The 17672-nt window shown below is 67.9% G+C and carries 13 protein-coding genes; 4 read left to right on the top strand and 9 right to left on the bottom strand.

Features of this window, described 5'->3' with window-relative positions:
- Positions 1-151 precede the first annotated feature (151 nt).
- Positions 152-1858 carry a YbaL family putative K(+) efflux transporter gene (gene ybaL / locus IB227_RS10950; RefSeq protein WP_192287438.1) on the top strand — a complete coding sequence of 569 codons (1707 nt, stop codon included), beginning with the start codon at positions 152-154 and terminating at the stop codon, positions 1856-1858.
- 201 nt (positions 1859-2059) lie between these two features.
- On the opposite strand, the gene IB227_RS10955 is transcribed toward ybaL, so the two are convergent.
- Positions 2060-2941, bottom strand: coding sequence for a GyrI-like domain-containing protein (locus tag IB227_RS10955; protein ID WP_132865352.1), 882 nt, complete (start codon positions 2939-2941; stop codon positions 2060-2062).
- A 42-nt stretch (positions 2942-2983) separates the two neighbouring features.
- Complete coding sequence (locus IB227_RS10960) at positions 2984-3907, bottom strand: LysR family transcriptional regulator (RefSeq protein ID WP_192287439.1); 924 nt, start codon at positions 3905-3907, stop codon at positions 2984-2986.
- Between the two features lie 124 nt (positions 3908-4031).
- Here IB227_RS10960 and IB227_RS10965 point away from each other — a divergent pair, with 124 nt between their 5' ends.
- On the top strand, positions 4032-4682 hold the full coding sequence (locus IB227_RS10965) for an NAD(P)H-binding protein (RefSeq protein WP_192287440.1): 651 nt from the start codon (positions 4032-4034) through the stop codon (positions 4680-4682).
- 168 nt (positions 4683-4850) lie between these two features.
- Here the strand turns inward: IB227_RS10965 and IB227_RS10970 are convergent, their stop codons facing one another.
- The 7 genes from IB227_RS10970 to IB227_RS11000 all read right to left on the bottom strand — a co-directional run bounded on the left by IB227_RS10970 (position 4851) and on the right by IB227_RS11000 (position 14120).
- Entirely contained in the window at positions 4851-5609 is a 759-nt protein-coding gene (locus IB227_RS10970) for a hypothetical protein (RefSeq protein WP_192287441.1), read from the bottom strand.
- Between the two features lie 238 nt (positions 5610-5847).
- Positions 5848-7134: an aminotransferase class I/II-fold pyridoxal phosphate-dependent enzyme gene (locus IB227_RS10975; RefSeq protein ID WP_192287442.1), complete on the bottom strand. Its 1287-nt coding sequence runs from the start codon at positions 7132-7134 to the stop codon at positions 5848-5850.
- 260 nt (positions 7135-7394) lie between these two features.
- A complete protein-coding gene (gene clpB / locus IB227_RS10980; RefSeq protein WP_132865357.1) occupies positions 7395-9983 on the bottom strand; it encodes an ATP-dependent chaperone ClpB in 2589 nt (862 codons plus the stop codon).
- A gap of 175 nt (positions 9984-10158) precedes the next feature.
- Positions 10159-10986 (bottom strand): DUF3014 domain-containing protein, encoded by an 828-nt coding sequence (locus IB227_RS10985; protein WP_192287443.1) that lies wholly within the window; start codon positions 10984-10986, stop codon positions 10159-10161.
- 76 nt (positions 10987-11062) lie between these two features.
- The gene (locus IB227_RS10990) at positions 11063-12643 is read right to left on the bottom strand and encodes a hypothetical protein (RefSeq protein WP_192287444.1); all 1581 of its coding nucleotides are present in this window, start codon (positions 12641-12643) and stop codon (positions 11063-11065) included.
- Positions 12644-12707: 64 nt separating this feature from the next.
- Positions 12708-13595, bottom strand: coding sequence for an SH3 domain-containing protein (locus IB227_RS10995; RefSeq protein ID WP_192287445.1), 888 nt, complete (start codon positions 13593-13595; stop codon positions 12708-12710).
- Positions 13596-13649: 54 nt separating this feature from the next.
- The gene (locus IB227_RS11000) at positions 13650-14120 is read right to left on the bottom strand and encodes a DUF3574 domain-containing protein (RefSeq protein ID WP_192287446.1); all 471 of its coding nucleotides are present in this window, start codon (positions 14118-14120) and stop codon (positions 13650-13652) included.
- A 185-nt stretch (positions 14121-14305) separates the two neighbouring features.
- Between IB227_RS11000 and IB227_RS11005 the strand changes: the two genes are divergently transcribed.
- Both IB227_RS11005 and otsB read left to right on the top strand, forming a co-directional pair.
- Entirely contained in the window at positions 14306-16744 is a 2439-nt protein-coding gene (locus IB227_RS11005; protein ID WP_192287447.1) for a TonB-dependent receptor, read from the top strand.
- A gap of 167 nt (positions 16745-16911) precedes the next feature.
- Complete coding sequence (gene otsB, locus IB227_RS11010) at positions 16912-17658, top strand: trehalose-phosphatase (protein WP_132865363.1); 747 nt, start codon at positions 16912-16914, stop codon at positions 17656-17658.
- Positions 17659-17672: the final 14 nt, after the last annotated feature.

Below are 17672 nucleotides of genomic sequence, written 5' to 3' on the forward strand. Positions count from 1 at the left end.
GGGAGACCGGGGCATTTTCCTTTGTGGGCGACGGGGCTCACCCTTCCACCCGCGCAACAAAGAAAATCCAGATTTTTCATCCACTTTGCCGCATGAAAAGCAATGCGGCCTTTAGAATCGAGGCATCCCCCACCCAACCCCGCGAGCCCTGATGCACCATGACACCGCCCTGATCAACATGATTGCCATCGGCCTGGGCCTCGCCTTCGTGCTCGGCGCCCTGGCCAACAAGGTGCGGCTGTCGCCGCTGGTTGGCTATCTGATCGCAGGTGTCATCGTCGGCCCGTTCACCCCCGGCTTCGTCGCCGACCAGGCGCTGGCCAACCAGCTGGCCGAGATCGGCGTGATGCTGCTGATGTTCGGGGTGGGCCTGCACTTCTCGCTGAAGGACCTGATGGAGGTCAAGACGATCGCCATCCCCGGTGCGATCGGCCAGATCCTGGTCGCCACCCTGCTCGGCTGGGGCGTGGCCACGCTGATGGGCTGGCCGGTGCTGCACGGGGTGATCTTCGGCTTCTCGCTGGCCACTGCCTCCACCGTGGTACTGCTGCGCGCCATGGAGGAACGCCGCCTGCTGGAAACCACGCGCGGCAAGATCGCGGTGGGCTGGCTGATCGTGGAAGACCTGGCCTGCGTGCTGGCCCTGGTGATGATGCCGGTGATCGCCGAGGTGTTCGGCCCGGAGGCCAGCGGCAAGAGCCCCTCGCTGATGGGGCTGCTCGGCTCGATCGGCTGGACGTTCGTGCAGTTGGGCCTGTTCGTGGTGGTGATGCTGGTGGTCGGGCGCCGGGTCATCCCGTGGGTGCTGGAGAAGGTCGCCGGCACCGGTTCGCGCGAACTGTTCACCCTGAGCGTGCTGGCCATCGCGCTGGGCGTGGCCTTCGGTGCCGCGGCGCTGTTCGGCGTGTCGTTCGCGCTGGGCGCGTTCTTCGCCGGCATGATGCTCAACGAGTCCGAGCTCAGCCACAAGGCCGCGCACGACTCGCTGCCGTTGCGCGACGCCTTCGCGGTGCTGTTCTTCATCTCGGTGGGCATGCTGTTCAACCCGATGATCATCGTCGAGCACCCGTGGCAGGTGTTGGCCACCGTGCTGATCATCATGTTCGGCAAGTCGGCCGCCGCCTTCTTCATCGTGCGCGCGTTCGGCCATTCCAAGGGCACCGCGCTGACCATTTCCGCCTCGCTGGCGCAGATCGGCGAGTTCGCCTTCATCATCGCCGGCCTGGGCGTGGCGCTGAAGATCCTGCCGCCGGAAGGCCAATCGCTGGTACTGGCCGGCGCGCTGGTCTCGATCATGCTCAACCCGCTGGTGTTCGGCCTGCTCGACCGCTGGCAGGCACGCCACAAGGAAACCACGCCGGTGCCGGAAGTACCGGACATCCCGCCGGGCCCGTCGCTGGACCTGCACGACCATGCCATCGTCATCGGCTATGGCCGCGTCGGCAGCGAGCTGGCGCAGGTGCTGCGCGACCGCGGCGTGCCGGTGCTGGTGATCGACGACAACCGCGAGCACGTCGAGCGCGCGCATGCGGCCGGCATCCCCGGCATCCGTGGCAGTGCAGCGGCCGACCGCGTGCTGGCCGAAGCCCATCCCGAGCGCGCCAAGATCGCCGTGCTGGCGATCCCGCAGCCGCTGGAATCGGGCGAGGCACTGGCCAAGCTGCGCGCGATCAACCCCAACCTGACCCTGCTGGCACGCGCGCACAGCGACGCCGAAGTCCGCCACCTGCTCGAGCACGGCGCCGATGGCACGGTGATGGCCGAGCGCGAGCTGGCCTACTCGCTGGCGGAGATGATCCTGTCCACCCCGCCCTATCGCAGCCTGCGCCCCGGCGCGGCGGCCACGCTCGGCGCCTGACCCAGCGCCAGCAGGGCGATGGAACGTCGGTGTATCGGGTGAGCCCGGGCCTGCGTTCACGACCCAAGCCGTAGGAGACACAAGCGACCTCGGTCGCGAAGCTGGCTGCCCATACTGCGATGGAAGCGCTGCAACTGCAGCCACGCGGCGGCCCGTTGCATCCTCGGCTTCGCGGCCAAGGCCGCTCCTGCCTCCGCGCTTTCAACCCACCAGCGGCAGGTGGATGTCGGCGCGCAGGATCGCCTCGGGAGTGTGCTCCGGGTCATCCAGAAAGTGGTAATGCAGCGGCACATCGCGCAGCGCATGACCACTGGCCGGCAACCACTCCGCCAGCAACCGGTCGGTTGCCTCCTCAAGCCCGGAATAGCTGCCGACATGGCGCAGTCGCGCCCATTGACCACCGCCCATGCGTCGCAGCTGCAGCGGCTCGGGCAGGGCGGGGATCGTCGCGTCCAGGGCAAGCGCGCAGTCGAAGCGCAACGCTTCGGCCGGCAGTTCGCGATGGTCGTCCACCGGGATACCAATCAGCTGCTGCAGCTGCTCGACCAGCCCCTGCTCCGCCGCCCAGCCGAACAGCAGGCCGAACGCACCGTCCAGGTCGTCGAACGCCCCCTGTGCACGCATCGCAACCACTTCGAACGGCTCCAGCGTCACCACCTCCACGCTCAGCGGTGCCGCCGCTGCGGTGGATCCGCTGGCGGGCCGGGAGAGCCCGGCGACATGCCGCTCCAGCAGGCCCGGGTCAGCACGCAGTTCGGTGGGGCTGGCATTCAACGTTTCGCGCAGCACCCGCGCCAGTGCCTGCGGGGTGTCATAACCGGCCAGCAATGCGATCTCGGTGACGCTGGCATCGCTTCGGCCAAGACGCTGCAGGGTCTTGAGCAGGCGTAGCCGCTGCACCGTGCGACCGATGGTCTCACCGGTCAGCGCCCGGTAGACGCGGTGGAAATGGAACGGCGAGTAATGCGCCACCGCCGCCAGCGCTTCCAGGTCCGGCAGCGGGCCACCGTCGTTGACCGCCTGCTGCAGGCAGGCAACCACGCGATCGAGCCGGGGCAAATGGGAGACGGCCTGCGTTTTCATGATCGAACTCCGTTGAAGGTGGTCCCATTCCAGCAGCCGTGCTCAGCGCCGGCGTTTCCGATCTTGCGCAATCGGCACCGCCCCCGGGATACCGGCCAGGTGCGCCTCCAGCAACGCGATGGCCTGCTTCACCTTGGCCGGCTGGCATTGACGATGGGGGGTAACCGCCCACACCGGCAGCGACGGCACCTCCCACCCCGGCAACAGGCGCTGCAGCGTGCCATTGGCCAACTGCGCGCTCACATCCAGGCAGGTCAGCACCGCCACGCCCAGGCCGGCCATGCACAACTGGCGGACCGCCGGCTGGTTCTGGCTGACGATGCGCGGATGCGCCGGCACCAGGCGCTCCTGGCCGCTGGCCGGATGCCGCCAGACCAGCCCCGGCACCTGCGCCAACCCCAGCCAATCACCGGCCGGCACCTGCAGTGGATCGGTCGGCATGCCATGGGCCTGCAACCATTGCGGCGCGGCGCAGGGCCAGCGCTGCAGGGTGCCGATGCGCTGCGCCATCCAGTCGCTGTCCGGCAGCTGGCCGAAGCGCAGGGCCACGTCGATGCGCGCCTGCAGCAGGTCGGTCCAGCCATCGTCGAAGTACAGGTGCACGCGCAGCTGCGGGTTGTCGTGCAACCACTGGCCCAGCGCCGGGCCAATCTGGTCGGCCATGCCCAGCGGCGCGGACACCCGCAGTTCGCCGACCGGCTCCTGCCGGGCCGCCGACAATTCCGCCTCGGCCTCGCCGGCCGCATCCAGCAGGCGCGCGCAGGCCGCGTAATAGCGGCTGCCGACATCGGTCAGCGCCAACCGCCGCGTGGAGCGGTGAAGCAGCGGTACCCCGGCTTCACGCTCAAGCACGCGCAACTGCTGGCTGACCGCCGAGGTACTCATCCCCAGCGAGCGCGCCGCCGCACTCAACGAACCGTGCTGCACCACCCGGGCGAACAGGGCCATGCGTTTCAAACTGTCCATCGGCCACCTCCTTGCCGCCCATTGTGAAGCATGGCTTCAAGGTGGTTGTGGATTTTTGCGACTGCCACCGGCCCGGCTCCGGGAGGACACTGTCGCCAGACCCACACAACACCAGGTACCCACCATGAAAGTCGCATTGATCGGCGCCACCGGTTTCGTCGGCCAGGCCCTGCTGGAAGAACTGCTGGCCCGTGGCCATGACGTCACCGCACTGGCCCGCCATCCCGAGAAGCTGGCCGCCCACCCGCACCTGCGCACGGTCAAGGCCGACGCCCAGGACGCCGCCCAAGTCCAGGCTGCGGTGGCCGGCAACGATGCCGTCATCAGCGCCTTCAACGCCGGCTGGAGCAACCCGGACATCTACCGGGATTTCATGAGCGGCACCCGCGCCATCGTCGCCGGCACCAAGGCCGCCGGCGTGAAGCGCTACATCGTGATCGGTGGCGCCGGCAGCCTGTACGCACCGGACGGTACGCAGCTGGTGGATTCGCCGAACTTCCCGGCCGCGATCTTCGATGGCGCCAACGCCGCGCGCGATGCGCTCAACGAGCTGCAGCAGGAAACCACGCTGGACTGGACCCAGCTCAGCCCGCCGGTAGCCTTCCACGGCGGCGGCCCGACCGAGCGCACTGGCCGTTATCGCGTCGGCGGCGACACCCCGCTGAACACCGGCGACGGCGTCGGCACCATCAGCCCCGCCGACCTGGCCCTGGCGGTGGTTGACGAACTGGAGACACCGAAGCACGTGGGCAAGCGGTTCACGATTGCGTGGTGATTGCGTCGCCAAAGCGGCCCTCACCCCAACCCCTCTCCCGCTGGCGGGAGAGGGGCCAGCGCACTGCAAGGCCCCACAATCCGAGCCCCTCTCCCGCCAGCGGGAGAGGGGTTGGGGTGGGGGAGAACCTGGAAGACACGTCCACACCCGGCCCGCGTCGCGGGCACGTCAGGGCTTGGAGGGCGCTCTCCGCCCCTGTTCGACGAATGCCTTGAAGCCCGGCCGAACCTCGCCTTCCTGACCGCCGGTCGGCCGAATCCGTCGCCACAGGTCTTCCTCGATCAGGCTCGCCCGGAACCGTTGCTCGTCGGAGAGCACCACATCGACCATGTAGGCCTGCGTCAATCCTGCCTGATCGCCGGCCCGCGCCTGTAGCCCGTAATAGGCGCGAGCCAACGCCATGTCACGCTGATCCCTCATCGTGAAGGCAATGTCGCCGGCCATCTTCAGCGCGTACACCGAGCCCGACGCCGCGCTGGCATCGAGCATGGCAAACACCTGCTCGCGCGGTGCGCCCCTGCGTGCCAGATGATAGGCATAGAAGGCAAGTGCTGCTGGATCGCCGCGCTCGGACAACTCCTGCAACGTTACCAAGGGGAGGCCGAGCAGATGGCGTTCGACATCCGGCCCGGGAAAGCCACGTGCGCCCAACCAACGCGCATCCTCTGCACTGGCAGCCACACCGGGATCCTGGGGATTCCAGCGGAAGCCGTACTCGCGCGAATCAAAGCCAGCCGATGGCAGGGCACGCGGCACGGTCGGCACGGCCTCCACCGGCGGCACACGCAGTGACGACGCATCATCAACCGCGACAGCCGACGCGCCTGACGGTGCGCGCGCATCCAGCACGCCCGCCGGACCAGGTACGGCAGACCTGCGAACCAGATGAAATGCCACGGCCACCAGGACCGACACCAACACGAACATCGCCGCCTTGCCCGCCGGATTCCTCATCCTGGAGATACCCCCCGTCGCTTTCGATCAGCAGATAGCACCGGACGGCCAAATCAGTCAAATCAATCACCACCCTGCGGGGAAGCGGCTACGTTCCACGCACCTGCACCGATGTTTGCCAAGCAACGGGCGCTCCGTCCGCGTTCACGGGCAAGACCTGTCTTGTCGCAGGCGGACGACGCCAGTGCGCCGCCCGCCCTCACACCCCACCTTACGCTTGGGCCAACGCCTGCTCCAGGTCAGCCAACAGGTCGTCGATGTGCTCGATGCCGATCGACAGCCGCACCGTATCCAGGGTCACGCCGGCCTTCTCCAGCTCGGCTTCGTCCAATTGACGGTGGGTGGTCGAGGCCGGATGGGTCGCCAGCGACTTGGCGTCGCCCAGGTTCACCAGGCGGGTGAACAACTGCAGCGCGTCGAGGAACCGGGCCCCCGCCTCGCGGCCTCCCGGCAGACTGAAGGTCAGCACGCCTGAGCCATGGCCGCGCAGGTACTTCTGCACCAGCGCATGCTCCGGGTGATCCGGCAGCGCGGCGTAGTTCACCCAGGCCACCTTGGCGTGCTTCTGCAGATAGGCCGCCACTGCCAGCGCATTGCTGTTGATGCGGTCCATGCGCAGCGCCAGCGTCTCGATGCCCTGCAGGATCTGGAACGCATTGAACGGCGAGATCGCCGCACCGGTGTTGCGCAGCGGCACCACGCGGGCGCGGCCGATGTAGGCCGCCGGCCCCAGCGCTTCGGTATAGACCACGCCGTGGTAGCTCACGTCCGGCGTGTTGAGCCGGGGGAAACGCTGCTTGTGCTCGGCCCACGGGAAGCGGCCTGAATCCACGATCGCGCCACCCAGACTGGTGCCATGCCCGCCAAGGTATTTGGTCAGCGAATGCACCACGATGTCCGCGCCGAAATCGAACGAACGCTGCAGGTACGGCGTGGCCACGGTGTTGTCGACGATCACCGGCACGCCGTGCGCGTGCGCGATCTTCGCGATAGCCTCGATGTCGGTGATGTTGCCGCGCGGGTTGCCGATCGATTCGACGAACACCGCCTTGGTGCGCGCGTCGATCAGTGCCGCGAAGGCCTGCGGATCTCGGTAGTCGGCGAAGCGGGTCTGGATGCCGAACTGCGGCAGCGTGTGCGCGAACAGGTTGTAGGTGCCGCCGTACAGCGCGCTGGAGGCCAGGATGTTGTCACCGGCCTCGGCGATGGTCTGGATCGCATAGGTGATGGCGGCCTGGCCGGAAGCCAGCGCCAGCGCTCCCACGCCCCCTTCCAGCGCAGCGATGCGCTTTTCCAGCACATCGGTGGTGGGGTTCATGATGCGGGTGTAGATGTTGCCCGCGACCTTCAGGTCGAACAGGTCGGCACCGTGCTGGGTGTCGTCGAAGGCGTAGGCCACCGTCTGGTAGATCGGCACCGCCACCGCGCGGGTGGTCGGGTCGGGCGAATAACCGCCATGCACGGCGATGGTTTCAGGCTTCCACTGCGGGTCGGTCATCGGGGCGCTCACACCGGGAGAGGGCCGCTGACAGTAGCCCAACACCGCTGCGCAGGCGGCGACGGTTGCAGTGGTTACTTGTGCCGCGATGGCATGAGCTGATGCGCTTTGCTTTTAATGCCGCCCTCACCCCAACCCCTCTCCCGCACGCGGGAGAGGGTCTCGTTTACGGCGAGATGAAACGCTGCCTGCAATCACGCTTTCAAAGCCCCTCTCCCGCCCGCGGGAGAGGGGCTGGGGTGAGGGGCAGCACTTCACACTCAGCCCTTGCGGAACTGCAGCTGCCCCGCCCCGCCGGCTTCCACCTCGATGGTGTCGCCGCTGGCGAACTCGCCGGCCAGGATCTTCTGCGCCAACGGATTCTCCAACTGCGCCTGGATCGCACGCTTGAGCGGACGCGCACCATAGATCGGGTCGAAACCCACGTTGCCCAGCAGGTCGAACGCCGAATCGGAGACTTCCAGCCTCAGGCCACGCTCGGCCAGGCGCTTCTCCAGGCCACGCATCTGGATGCGCGCGATCTGCTTGATCTGCTGCTTGTCCAGCGGGTGGAACACCACGATGTCATCCAGGCGATTGATGAACTCCGGACGGAAGTGTGCCTGCACCACGCCCATCACCGCCGCCTTCATCTGCGTATAGGCCTCCGGGCTGTCGTCGCCGCTCATGTCCTGGATCTGGTGCGAGCCCAGGTTCGAGGTCATCACGATGACGGTGTTGCGGAAGTCCACGGTGCGGCCCTGGCCGTCGGTCAAACGGCCATCGTCCAGCACCTGCAGCAGGATGTTGAACACATCCGGGTGCGCCTTCTCCACCTCGTCCAGCAGGATCACGCTGTACGGGCGCCTGCGCACCGCTTCGGTCAGGTAGCCACCTTCCTCGTAGCCGACGTAACCCGGGGGCGCACCGATCAGGCGCGACACGCTGTGCTTCTCCATGAACTCGCTCATGTCGATGCGCACCATCGCGTCGGATGAATCGAACAGGAAGTCGGCCAGCGCCTTGGTCAGCTCGGTCTTGCCCACGCCGGTCGGGCCCAGGAACAGGAACGAACCACTCGGGCGGTTCGGATCGGACAGCCCCGCGCGCGAACGACGCACCGCGTCGGACACCACGCGGATCGCCTCTTCCTGGCCGACCACGCGGTTGTGCAGCATGTCTTCCATGCGCAGCAGCTTGTCGCGCTCGCCCTCCAGCATCTTGCTGACCGGAATGCCGGTCCAGCGCGAGACCACCTCGGCGATCTCCTCGTCGGTGACCTTGTCCTGCACCAGCTTGAAGTCCTTGCGCTCCATTTCCTGCGCGGCCTGCAGCTGCTTTTCCAGGTTGGGCAGCACGCCGTACTGGATCTCGCTCATCTTGGCGAAATCCTGCCGGCGCTGTGCGGCCTCCAGGTCGAGCTTGGCCTTCTCCACCTGCTCCTTGATCTTGGTCGCGCCCTGCAATGCGGCCTTCTCCGACTTCCAGATTTCATTGAGGTCGGAGAACTCGCGTTCCAGCGTGTCGATGTCGGTTTCCAGGTCGGCCAGCCGCTTGCGCGAAGCGTCGTCCTTCTCCTTCTTCAGCATCTCGCGCTGGATCTTGAGCTGGATCAGGCGCCGCTCCAGGCGGTCCAGCTCCTCCGGCTTGGAATCGATCTCCATGCGGATGCGCGAGGCCGCCTCGTCCATCAGGTCGATGGCCTTGTCCGGCAGCTGGCGGTCGGTGATGTAACGGTTGGACAGCGTGGCCGCGGCAACGATGGCCGGGTCGGTGATCTCCACGCCATGGTGCACGGCGTAGCGCTCCTTCAGGCCGCGCAGGATGGCGATGGTGTCCTCGACCGTGGGCTCGCCCACCAGCACCTTCTGGAAGCGGCGCTCCAGCGCGGCGTCCTTCTCGATGTACTGGCGGTACTCGTCCAGCGTGGTCGCGCCGATGCAATGCAGCTCGCCGCGCGCCAGCGCCGGCTTGAGCATGTTGCCCGCATCCATCGCGCCATCGGCCTTGCCGGCACCGACCATGGTATGCAGCTCGTCGATGAACAGGATGATCTGGCCTTCGTTCTTGGCCAGGTCGTTGAGCACGCCCTTCAGGCGCTCCTCGAATTCACCGCGGAACTTGGCACCGGCGATCAGCGCACCCATGTCCAGCGACAGCACGCGCTTGCCGCGCAGGCCTTCGGGCACTTCGTCATTGATGATGCGCTGGGCCAGGCCTTCGACGATGGCGGTCTTGCCCACGCCGGGCTCGCCGATCAGCACCGGGTTGTTCTTGGTCCGGCGCTGCAGCACCTGGATGGTGCGGCGGATTTCCTCGTCGCGGCCGATCACCGGGTCGAGCTTGCCGCTCTCCGCGCGCGCGGTCAGGTCGATGGTGTACTTCTCCAGCGCCTGGCGCTGTTCCTCGGCGTTCTCGCTCTGCACGGTCTCGCCGCCGCGCAGCTTGTCGATGGCGGCCTCGATCTTCTTCTTGTCGGCACCGGCCGCGCGCAGCGCCATGCCGGCCGCGCCACCGTCGTCGACGGCGGCCAGCAGGAACCACTCGCTGGCGATGAACTGGTCGTTGTGCTGCTGGGCCAGCTTGTCCGTGGTGTTGAGCAGGCGGCTCAGGTCATTGCCCATCGACAGGTTGCCGGCCTGGCCGGACACCTTGGGCAGCGCCTCCAGCGACTCGGCCAGCCGCTCGCGCAGTACCGGCACGTTGACGCCAGCCTGGGCCAGCAACGGACGGCTGCTGCCGCCGGGCTGGTCGAGCAGCGCGCTGAGCACGTGCACCGGTTCGATGATGTTGTTGTCGCGACCGACCGCCAGGGACTGCGCGTCGGACAGCGCCTTCTGGAAGTTGGAGGTGAGCTTGTCCATCCGCATGGGTCTTCTTCCTCGAATAAAGGGGGCCAGCGTCGCTGGCGATACTGGTTCAGATGCGGTTGCAACGGTGTGATTCAAGGGTGACGACTACCCCCTGTTCAGCCTTTGCCTGCTTCCCATCCAGTATCGCCAGCCGATCTGGCCCGACCTTGATCCAGCGCAAACCCGGCATGGCTCAGCCGCGCGTGACCGCCACGCGGATGGCCTGCAGCTGTTGCTTCACCGCCTTGCGCTGGCCGGCATCCAGCCGCAGCAGCGCTTTCTGCCCAACCGACAGCGACTGCAGCGCCGGGTCGACGAAGCGGTATTTGCCCTTGCCATCCGGCGCCACCGCCAGCGGGCCCGAGGGCTCGGGGGTCTGCAGCAGGTGGTCGATCACCGCCACCAGACGGTCGTTGAAGTGCCCATCGGGATGCCCGATGTCGCGGTAGGCCTGCTGCACCAGCGGATAGAAGCGTACGTAGGCCGTCGCCAGGGACTGCGCATCGGCCTGGGTGAAAGCCTTCACCCAGGGCGCGTAACGCTCGGCGTTGGCCGCAGCCAATTGCTCGACACCGTCGCTGCCCTGTGCCACCTGCAGGCTGCCCGGCATCGGTTGCAGGGCCATCGCCGAGGCCGGCAGGCTGGGCTGGGTGAGGTTGTCCACGTGCACCACCCACCGCTGGATCAGGTGCTCGCGCAGCAGCACCGCCAGTACATCGGCGGGAAACACCCCTGCCAGCGCCTGCCAGGCGCCGGCATCGCTGTCCGCCAGGGCCGGCAGGGCGGGATCGGCCGCCACGTCGGTATCCAGCGGATAACGGGGCGACGTCGGCCCCGTGGCGGGAGCAGGTGACGACACCGACGAGGGGCCAGCGGGTCCATCCAGCGGTGGGGGTGCCGTGGCGGCGGGCGCTGCCGGCCGCAAACGGGCCAGGTCATCCTTGAACAGCCAACCGCCGACACCACCGATCGCCACCACGCCCAACACCACCCAGGGCCACACCGCACTGCGCTTTTCCATCACATCCACCTTGCTTGCATGTGAAGGTGTGACCGGCGCAACGCCGGTGGGTTCCCCCCGGCGCCACCGCGCGTGTTCAGCGCGGCTTCTGCAGCGACATCAAGCCGATCACCGTGGCCAGCACCGCGTAGGCGGCGGCGACCTGCAGGGTGATCGCCTGGCGCAGCCCTTCCAGCTGCCATGGCAGGTAGATGCCGCCGCGCGGATCGGTGGAATGGATCACCCCGAACGCACTGAGCACCGCGGCCACCAGCAGCAGCGTCACCGCCACGCCCGGGCGACGCTCGATCAAGGCCACCAAGGCCGCCGCCCACAGCATCGCGGTGATGATGAAACCGTTGCCCAGCACCTGCAGCGTGGCCACGTCCGACAGCCCATGCCCGTCCACCGCCGCATACAGCGCGGCGGCGGCCTCCGGCGCCACCCAGGTGCCGAACTTGATGTTGATCAGGTACGCGATGGCCGGCAGGAACGCCAGCGCCACCGCGATCGCATGCTCGCGCTTGGTCTGCTGGAAGGCCTGCACGGTGATGTCCAGGCCGACGAACACGATGATCGGCGCCAGCACCGCCACCGGCAGCCACTGCACCAGCCCGGCGACCACGCCGAGCATGCCGCCGATGCCGATGAACAACCCGGTCAGCAGCGTGTAACCACTGCGCGCGCCCAGCCGCTTGTAGGCCGGCTGGCCGATGTAGGGCGTGGTCTGCGCCACGCCGCCGCAGACGCCGGCCACCAGCGTGGCAATCGCCTCGACCAGCAGCACGTCGCGGGTGCGGTAGTCGTCACCGGCCGCGCGAGCGCTCTCGGCGACGTTGATGCCGCCCACCACCATCAACAGGCCGAACGGTAGCAGCAGCGACAGGTACGGCACGGTCAGCGGCAGGCCATCGACGAAGCCCAGCGACGGCAGCGGCAGCGCCACCGCCAGCGAGATCGCCGGCGGCCACTGGAAGCCGGTCAGCACACCGGCCGAACCCAGCCCGTAGTACAGCACCACGCCGACCAGCAGCGCGAACAGCACCCCCGGCAGGCGCAGCGGCACCACGCCGCGGGCGACCAGCACGTACAGCAGCACGCCCAGCGTGACCAGGCCGACCAGCGGCTGGCGCAGGCTTTCGATCAGCGGCAGGAAGCCAAGCAGGGTCAGCGCGGCGCCACCGATCGAACCGAGCAGGGCCGCCCGTGGCACGTGCCGGGTCACCGCATCACCAACGAAGGACAGCACCAGCTTGAGCAGGCCCATCACCACCAGCGAGGCCATGCCCAGCTTCCAGGTCAGCAGGGCCGCCGCGGTCGGGTCCAGGCCCTGCTGCTTGAAGCCGGCGAAGGCCGGGCCCAGCACCAGCAGCGCCATGCCGATGCTGGTCGGTGCATCCAGGCCCAGCGGCATCGCGGTGACGTCATCGCGGCCGCTGCGCGCAGCCAGCCGGTGCGCCATCAGCGTGTACATCAGGTTGCCGATCAGCACGCCCAGTGCGGTGCCCGGGAACATGCGGCCGAACACCACCTCGGCGGGGAACTGGAAGATGCCAACCAGCGCCATCGCGATGAAGCCGAGGATGGACAGGTTGTCGACCACCAGGCCGAAGAAGCCGTTGAGGTCGCCGGGCACGAACCAGCGGGCACGTGCGGTGGGGGAATGCGGGGAATTCATGCGGGAGTTCGTCAGCAGGGCCGGCCTGGATCAGCCGGCGGAAGGGGGAAAGGAAACACGTGGCTCATTCCGGGTCGGGCACTTTCACCCAGCCCAGGATCGGACCGCGCGCGGGATTGATGTAGCGCACCTGCAACCAGCCATCGGCCTCGTCCAGCAACTCGACGCGGTCGCCCTTGACCAGGTAGCGCCGGGTGGCGGTGTCACCGGCGCGGCGGTAGAGCGGCAGGCGGGCCGGCACCACCGAGGCACCCCAGCCTTTCATCGGCACGTCGGCCAGCGGCGGGTCGAACGCGTTCCACAGCGCGCGCTCCAGGCGCTTGCCCGAGGCATCCCAGGTACTCCAGACCACCAGGATGCCCATATCTTCCGCACTGTCCAGGGACAGCACCCGGGACATGCCACTGGTCTCGACCAGCGCGCCGCGCATCGAGCGGTACAGGTAAAGCCGGTCACCCTGGTAACGGTATACGTCGCTGTACCACATCGGCCCGCTGCGACAACTGCTGCTCAGCGTGCGCGAGGCCGGATCCGGTGACAGCGTCCACAGGCCTTCGCAGCTGATCTCCGGCCCGGTGGGTGCGGCCAGCGCGCGGAACCTGCCACTGTCCGGCTGGTACAGGTACACGGTGAAGGACTCATTGACCTGGCCCAGCGTCGCGCTGGTGGCCAGGTCCTGGTAGCCGTCGAAGTTGTAGTCCGCATGGCCCAACCGCGTGCCCCCGTCTTCCTCATCGGTGGCCGCCGGCAGCAATTGCCGCGCCGATGAACGGTCGGTACCGACCTCGACGGTGCCCTCCCCTGTCAGCCGCGCATGGGCAATCACGCCGGCGGTGACCTCGAAGCGGATCTCGCTGTCATCGGCCAGCGCCGGCGGCGCCAGCAGCATCCCTGCGGCAATCAGCATGCCGTAGGCGGCGCAGCGGCGGGAGGCGGGGGTATGTGGCGTCATCAGGTGACTCGTCGAAAGGCGGACCAGCGCGCAGGCTAGCCGATCCGGCACCGATCAGAACGACACCTCGACCGGCTGCCGTGCCCACAGCACCGACTGGTGGTGGGTGGCCTGCTTCCACGCCAGGCGGATGGCCTCGATGTCGTTGCGCCGCTGCGGGGTGTCCTCGTGCAGGATCACCAGCACCTTGGTGCTCAGCCGGTTCGGCTCCGCCGCCCCGCGGAACAGCCACTGGCCATAGGCGTCGAACACGGTCAGGCCATCGGGGAATCGCGGCGTCACTTCCTTGTCCAGGAACGCGCGCCATTGTGCCTGGCTGATCACGTCGGTCTGCTCCCGCCGGGACGGGCCGGTTTCCTCGCCCACCCCGAAATACAGCTCGCTGCGTAGCCAACCGCCGGCCTCGGCCGGGCGCTGTGCATCGCCATGCAGCGCGGCGGTGGCCGGCTCGGTGACCGGCGGTGCGGCGATGGCGCTGGTGGCAAGGCCCAGCAACAGGGGGAGAACAACGGCGTGCAACTTCATGGAAAACCTCCGGACAGGGCAACACGGTGGCATCCATCGCACCGCAGGGGATATCACGGACGGTCATCAGCTCATGGCATCCAGGGCTTGCAACCGGCCGCGCGTTAACGCCAAGATAATATATCGCTTCATCCGGATGGATGTAAGTACAAAACCTCTCCCCCTTCGTTCTGCCCGGAGTTTCCATGTCCCGCCCCACCTCGGCCCCGCTCGGCCTGGCCATCGCGCTGGCGCTGTCTTCCCCCGCCTTTGCCCAGGAAGCCGCGCCGAACAGCGCCACCACCCTGGACACGGTGATCGTCACCGGTACCCGCGCGGTGGACCGCACCGTGCTCGAATCCACCTCGCCGGTGGACGTGCTCAGCGCCGAGGACATCCGCAAGGCCGGCGTGGTCAATGGCGAGCTGGGCAGCGCACTGCAGGCGCTGCTGCCGTCGTTCAACTTCCCGCGCCAGTCCAACTCCGGCGGTGCCGACCACGTGCGCGCCGCGCAGTTGCGCGGCTTGTCGCCGGACCAGGTGCTGGTGCTGGTCAACGGCAAGCGCCGCCACAACTCGGCGCTGGTCAACACCGACAGCAAGATCGGCAAGGGCACCACCCCGGTGGATTTCAACGCGATCCCGGTCAGCGCGATCAAGCGCATCGAGGTGCTGCGTGACGGCGCCGGCGCGCTGTACGGCTCGGACGCGGTGGCCGGTGTGATCAACGTGATCCTGGACGACGCTCCGGAAGGCGGCGCCATCGAAGCCAGATTCGGTGCGCACCACACCGACCTCAAGCCGATCAACCGCACCCTGACCGACGGCCAGGCCAGCTTCATCAGCGCCAAGGTCGGCACCGCACTGACCGATGACGGTGGCTTTCTGCGCGTGGGCCTGGAGTACAAGAACCGCGAAGCCACCAACCGCGCCGGCTTCGACCAGATCCCGCCGTGGGAAGCACAGACCCCGGACAACCTGGCCCTGGTCGGCAAGCGCAACTACGCGCTGGGCGACGGCGCCAGCAAGGACATCAACGCCTGGTTCAATACCGAGATCCCGTTCGGCGAGACCTCCAAGGCCTATGCCTTCGGCACCTACAACCAGCGCGATACCGAAGGCGCCAACTACTTCCGCTATCCGGACGGCGAGGCCAACTGGAAGGCGCTCTACCCGAACGGCTACCGCCCGGTCTCCGAAGGCGAGAACCTGGACGTGCAGCTGGTCGGTGGCGCCCGTGGCCAATGGGGCGAGTGGAACTACGACGCCAGCCTGGACCACGGCCGCAACGAGTTCACCTACCGCCTGCGCGATTCGCTCAACGCCTCGCTCGGCCCGACCAGCCCGACCCGCTTCAAGACCGGCGACTTCAGCTTCGGGCAGACCGTGGCCAACCTGGACCTAGGCCGCATCTTCGTGCGCGAGAACGACAGCCACAGCCTCGGCTTCGGCATCGAAGGCCGCCACGAGCGCTACGAGACCGGCGCCGGCGACCCGGCCAGCTATGCGGCCGGCCCGTACACCGACCGCCCCACCGGCTCGCAGGCCGGCGGCGGGCTGACCCCGCAGGACGAAGCCAACCTGTCGCGCGACGTGTTCAGCGCCTACACCAGCCTGTCCTCCACCTTCGGCGAGAAGTTCTCCACCGACATCGCCGCCCGCTACGAGCACTACCAGGACTTCGGCGGCGAACTGACCGGCAAGCTCGGTGCGCGTTACGCGTTCGCCCCGGCGTTCGCGCTGCGCGGTGCCATCTCCAACAACTTCCACGCGCCGTCGCTGAGCCAGATCGGCTACGAGTCCACCTCCACCGGTTACACCGCCGGCGGCCAGCTGGTGCAGGGCCGCCTGCTGTCGGTCAACAACCCGATCGCCCGCGCGCTCGGCGCCACCGACCTGAAGCCGGAGAAGTCGATCAACTACAGCCTGGGCTTCACCAGCCAGATCGGCAGCCACTTCGACCTGTCGCTGGACCTGTTCCAGATCGACATCGACGACCGCATCGCGCTGTCGGAGAGCATCACCGGTGACGCGTTGACCACCTTCGTGCAGCAGCAGTTCGGCATCAACGGACTGGAAAGCGCGCATTACTTCGTCAATGCCGCCGACACCCGCACGCGCGGCGCCGAGTTCGTCGCCAACTGGCGGCAATCGCTGGGCGATGGCGAGCTGCTGCTGACCGGCACCTGGAGCTACGCCAAGACCGAGCTGAAGAACGTGGTGGCCACGCCGTCGCAGCTGCTCGCGCTGGACCCGGACTACGTGCTGTTCGGCGTGGAGGAAAGCAACACGCTGACCGACGCCGCCCCGCGCACCCGCGCGCAGCTGGCCGGCAGCTGGGCCAATGACCGCTGGTCGCTGAGCAGCCGCGTGAGCCGGCACGGCAGCGCCACGCGCGTGTTCGACTTCGGGGGCGGCTACGAGCCGACGCAGACCTATCGCGCCGAATGGCAGCTGGATGCGGAAGTGGAATACCGCATCACCCCGAAGTGGAGCGTGGCCATCGGCGGGCAGAACCTGACCGACAACTACCCGGACAAGTCCAACCAGGACATCTACTACTTCGGCAACCTGCCCTACGACGTGCTCTCGCCGATCGGCAGCAATGGCGCGTACTACTACGGCCGCGTGCGGTACACGTTCTGACCCACGAACGCAGGCGGGGATTGCGTCCCCGCCTGCGTCCGGCCGTGCGGTGTGCGCTGCCTGATCGTCGGGCCGGGGCACCTTTGGCAGGTTGGGGTGAAATTCCAGCCCCTCGGGCTGCACACCTGATTACCTCCCCCTAACATCCGTTGCGGCATAGTGGCCGCATGCTCGAAGAACTCCAGCGACCGGCCCCACCGGCGCTGACGGACAACGACGCGCTGTTCCTCGATGTCGACGGCACCCTGGTCGCCTTTGCCGACCATCCTGAAAAGGTGGTGCCCGCCGACGACCTCCCGCACCTGCTCGCCGTGAACGCACAACGCCTGCACGGCGCGGTGGCACTGGTCAGCGGCCGCCCCATCGCACAGCTGGACCAGCTGCTGTCCCCGTTGCGCCTGCCCGCCGCCGGCCTGCACGGCACACAGCTGCGCTCCACCGCCGATGCCGAAGTTGTCGGCGGCGACACCGCGCAATGGCTGCATGCCCTGCACCAGCAGGCGATGCGGCTGGCCCATCAACACCCCGGCATGCTGGTCGAACACAAGGGCAGCGCGCTGGCCCTGCATTGGCGTACCGCGCCACAGGCTGCCGGCGCCATCGTCGCCTTTGCCCAGGCGCAGGTGGCGCAGCTGCCAGGCGTCCGCCTGCAGCCTGGCAACCAGGTCATCGAGTTCGTCAGCGCCGACCACGACAAGGGTGGAGCGGTGCTCGCGTTGATGCGCACCCCGACGTTCGAAGGACGTCGCCCGATCTTCGTCGGCGACGATCTCACCGACGAAGCCGGCTTCGCCGCCGCCATGCGCCAAGGCGGGCATGGCGTGCTGGTCGGCAACCGCACCGCCAGCCACGCACGCTACGGGCTGGCCGACGTCGCCGCCGTGCACGAGTGGTTGCGCGGCGCCCTGCCGTAGATCCTGCGGCCCCC

It is taken from the genome of Stenotrophomonas sp. STM01 (genome assembly GCF_014852135.1).
Taxonomy (GTDB): Bacteria; Pseudomonadota; Gammaproteobacteria; order Xanthomonadales; family Xanthomonadaceae; genus Stenotrophomonas; species Stenotrophomonas capsici.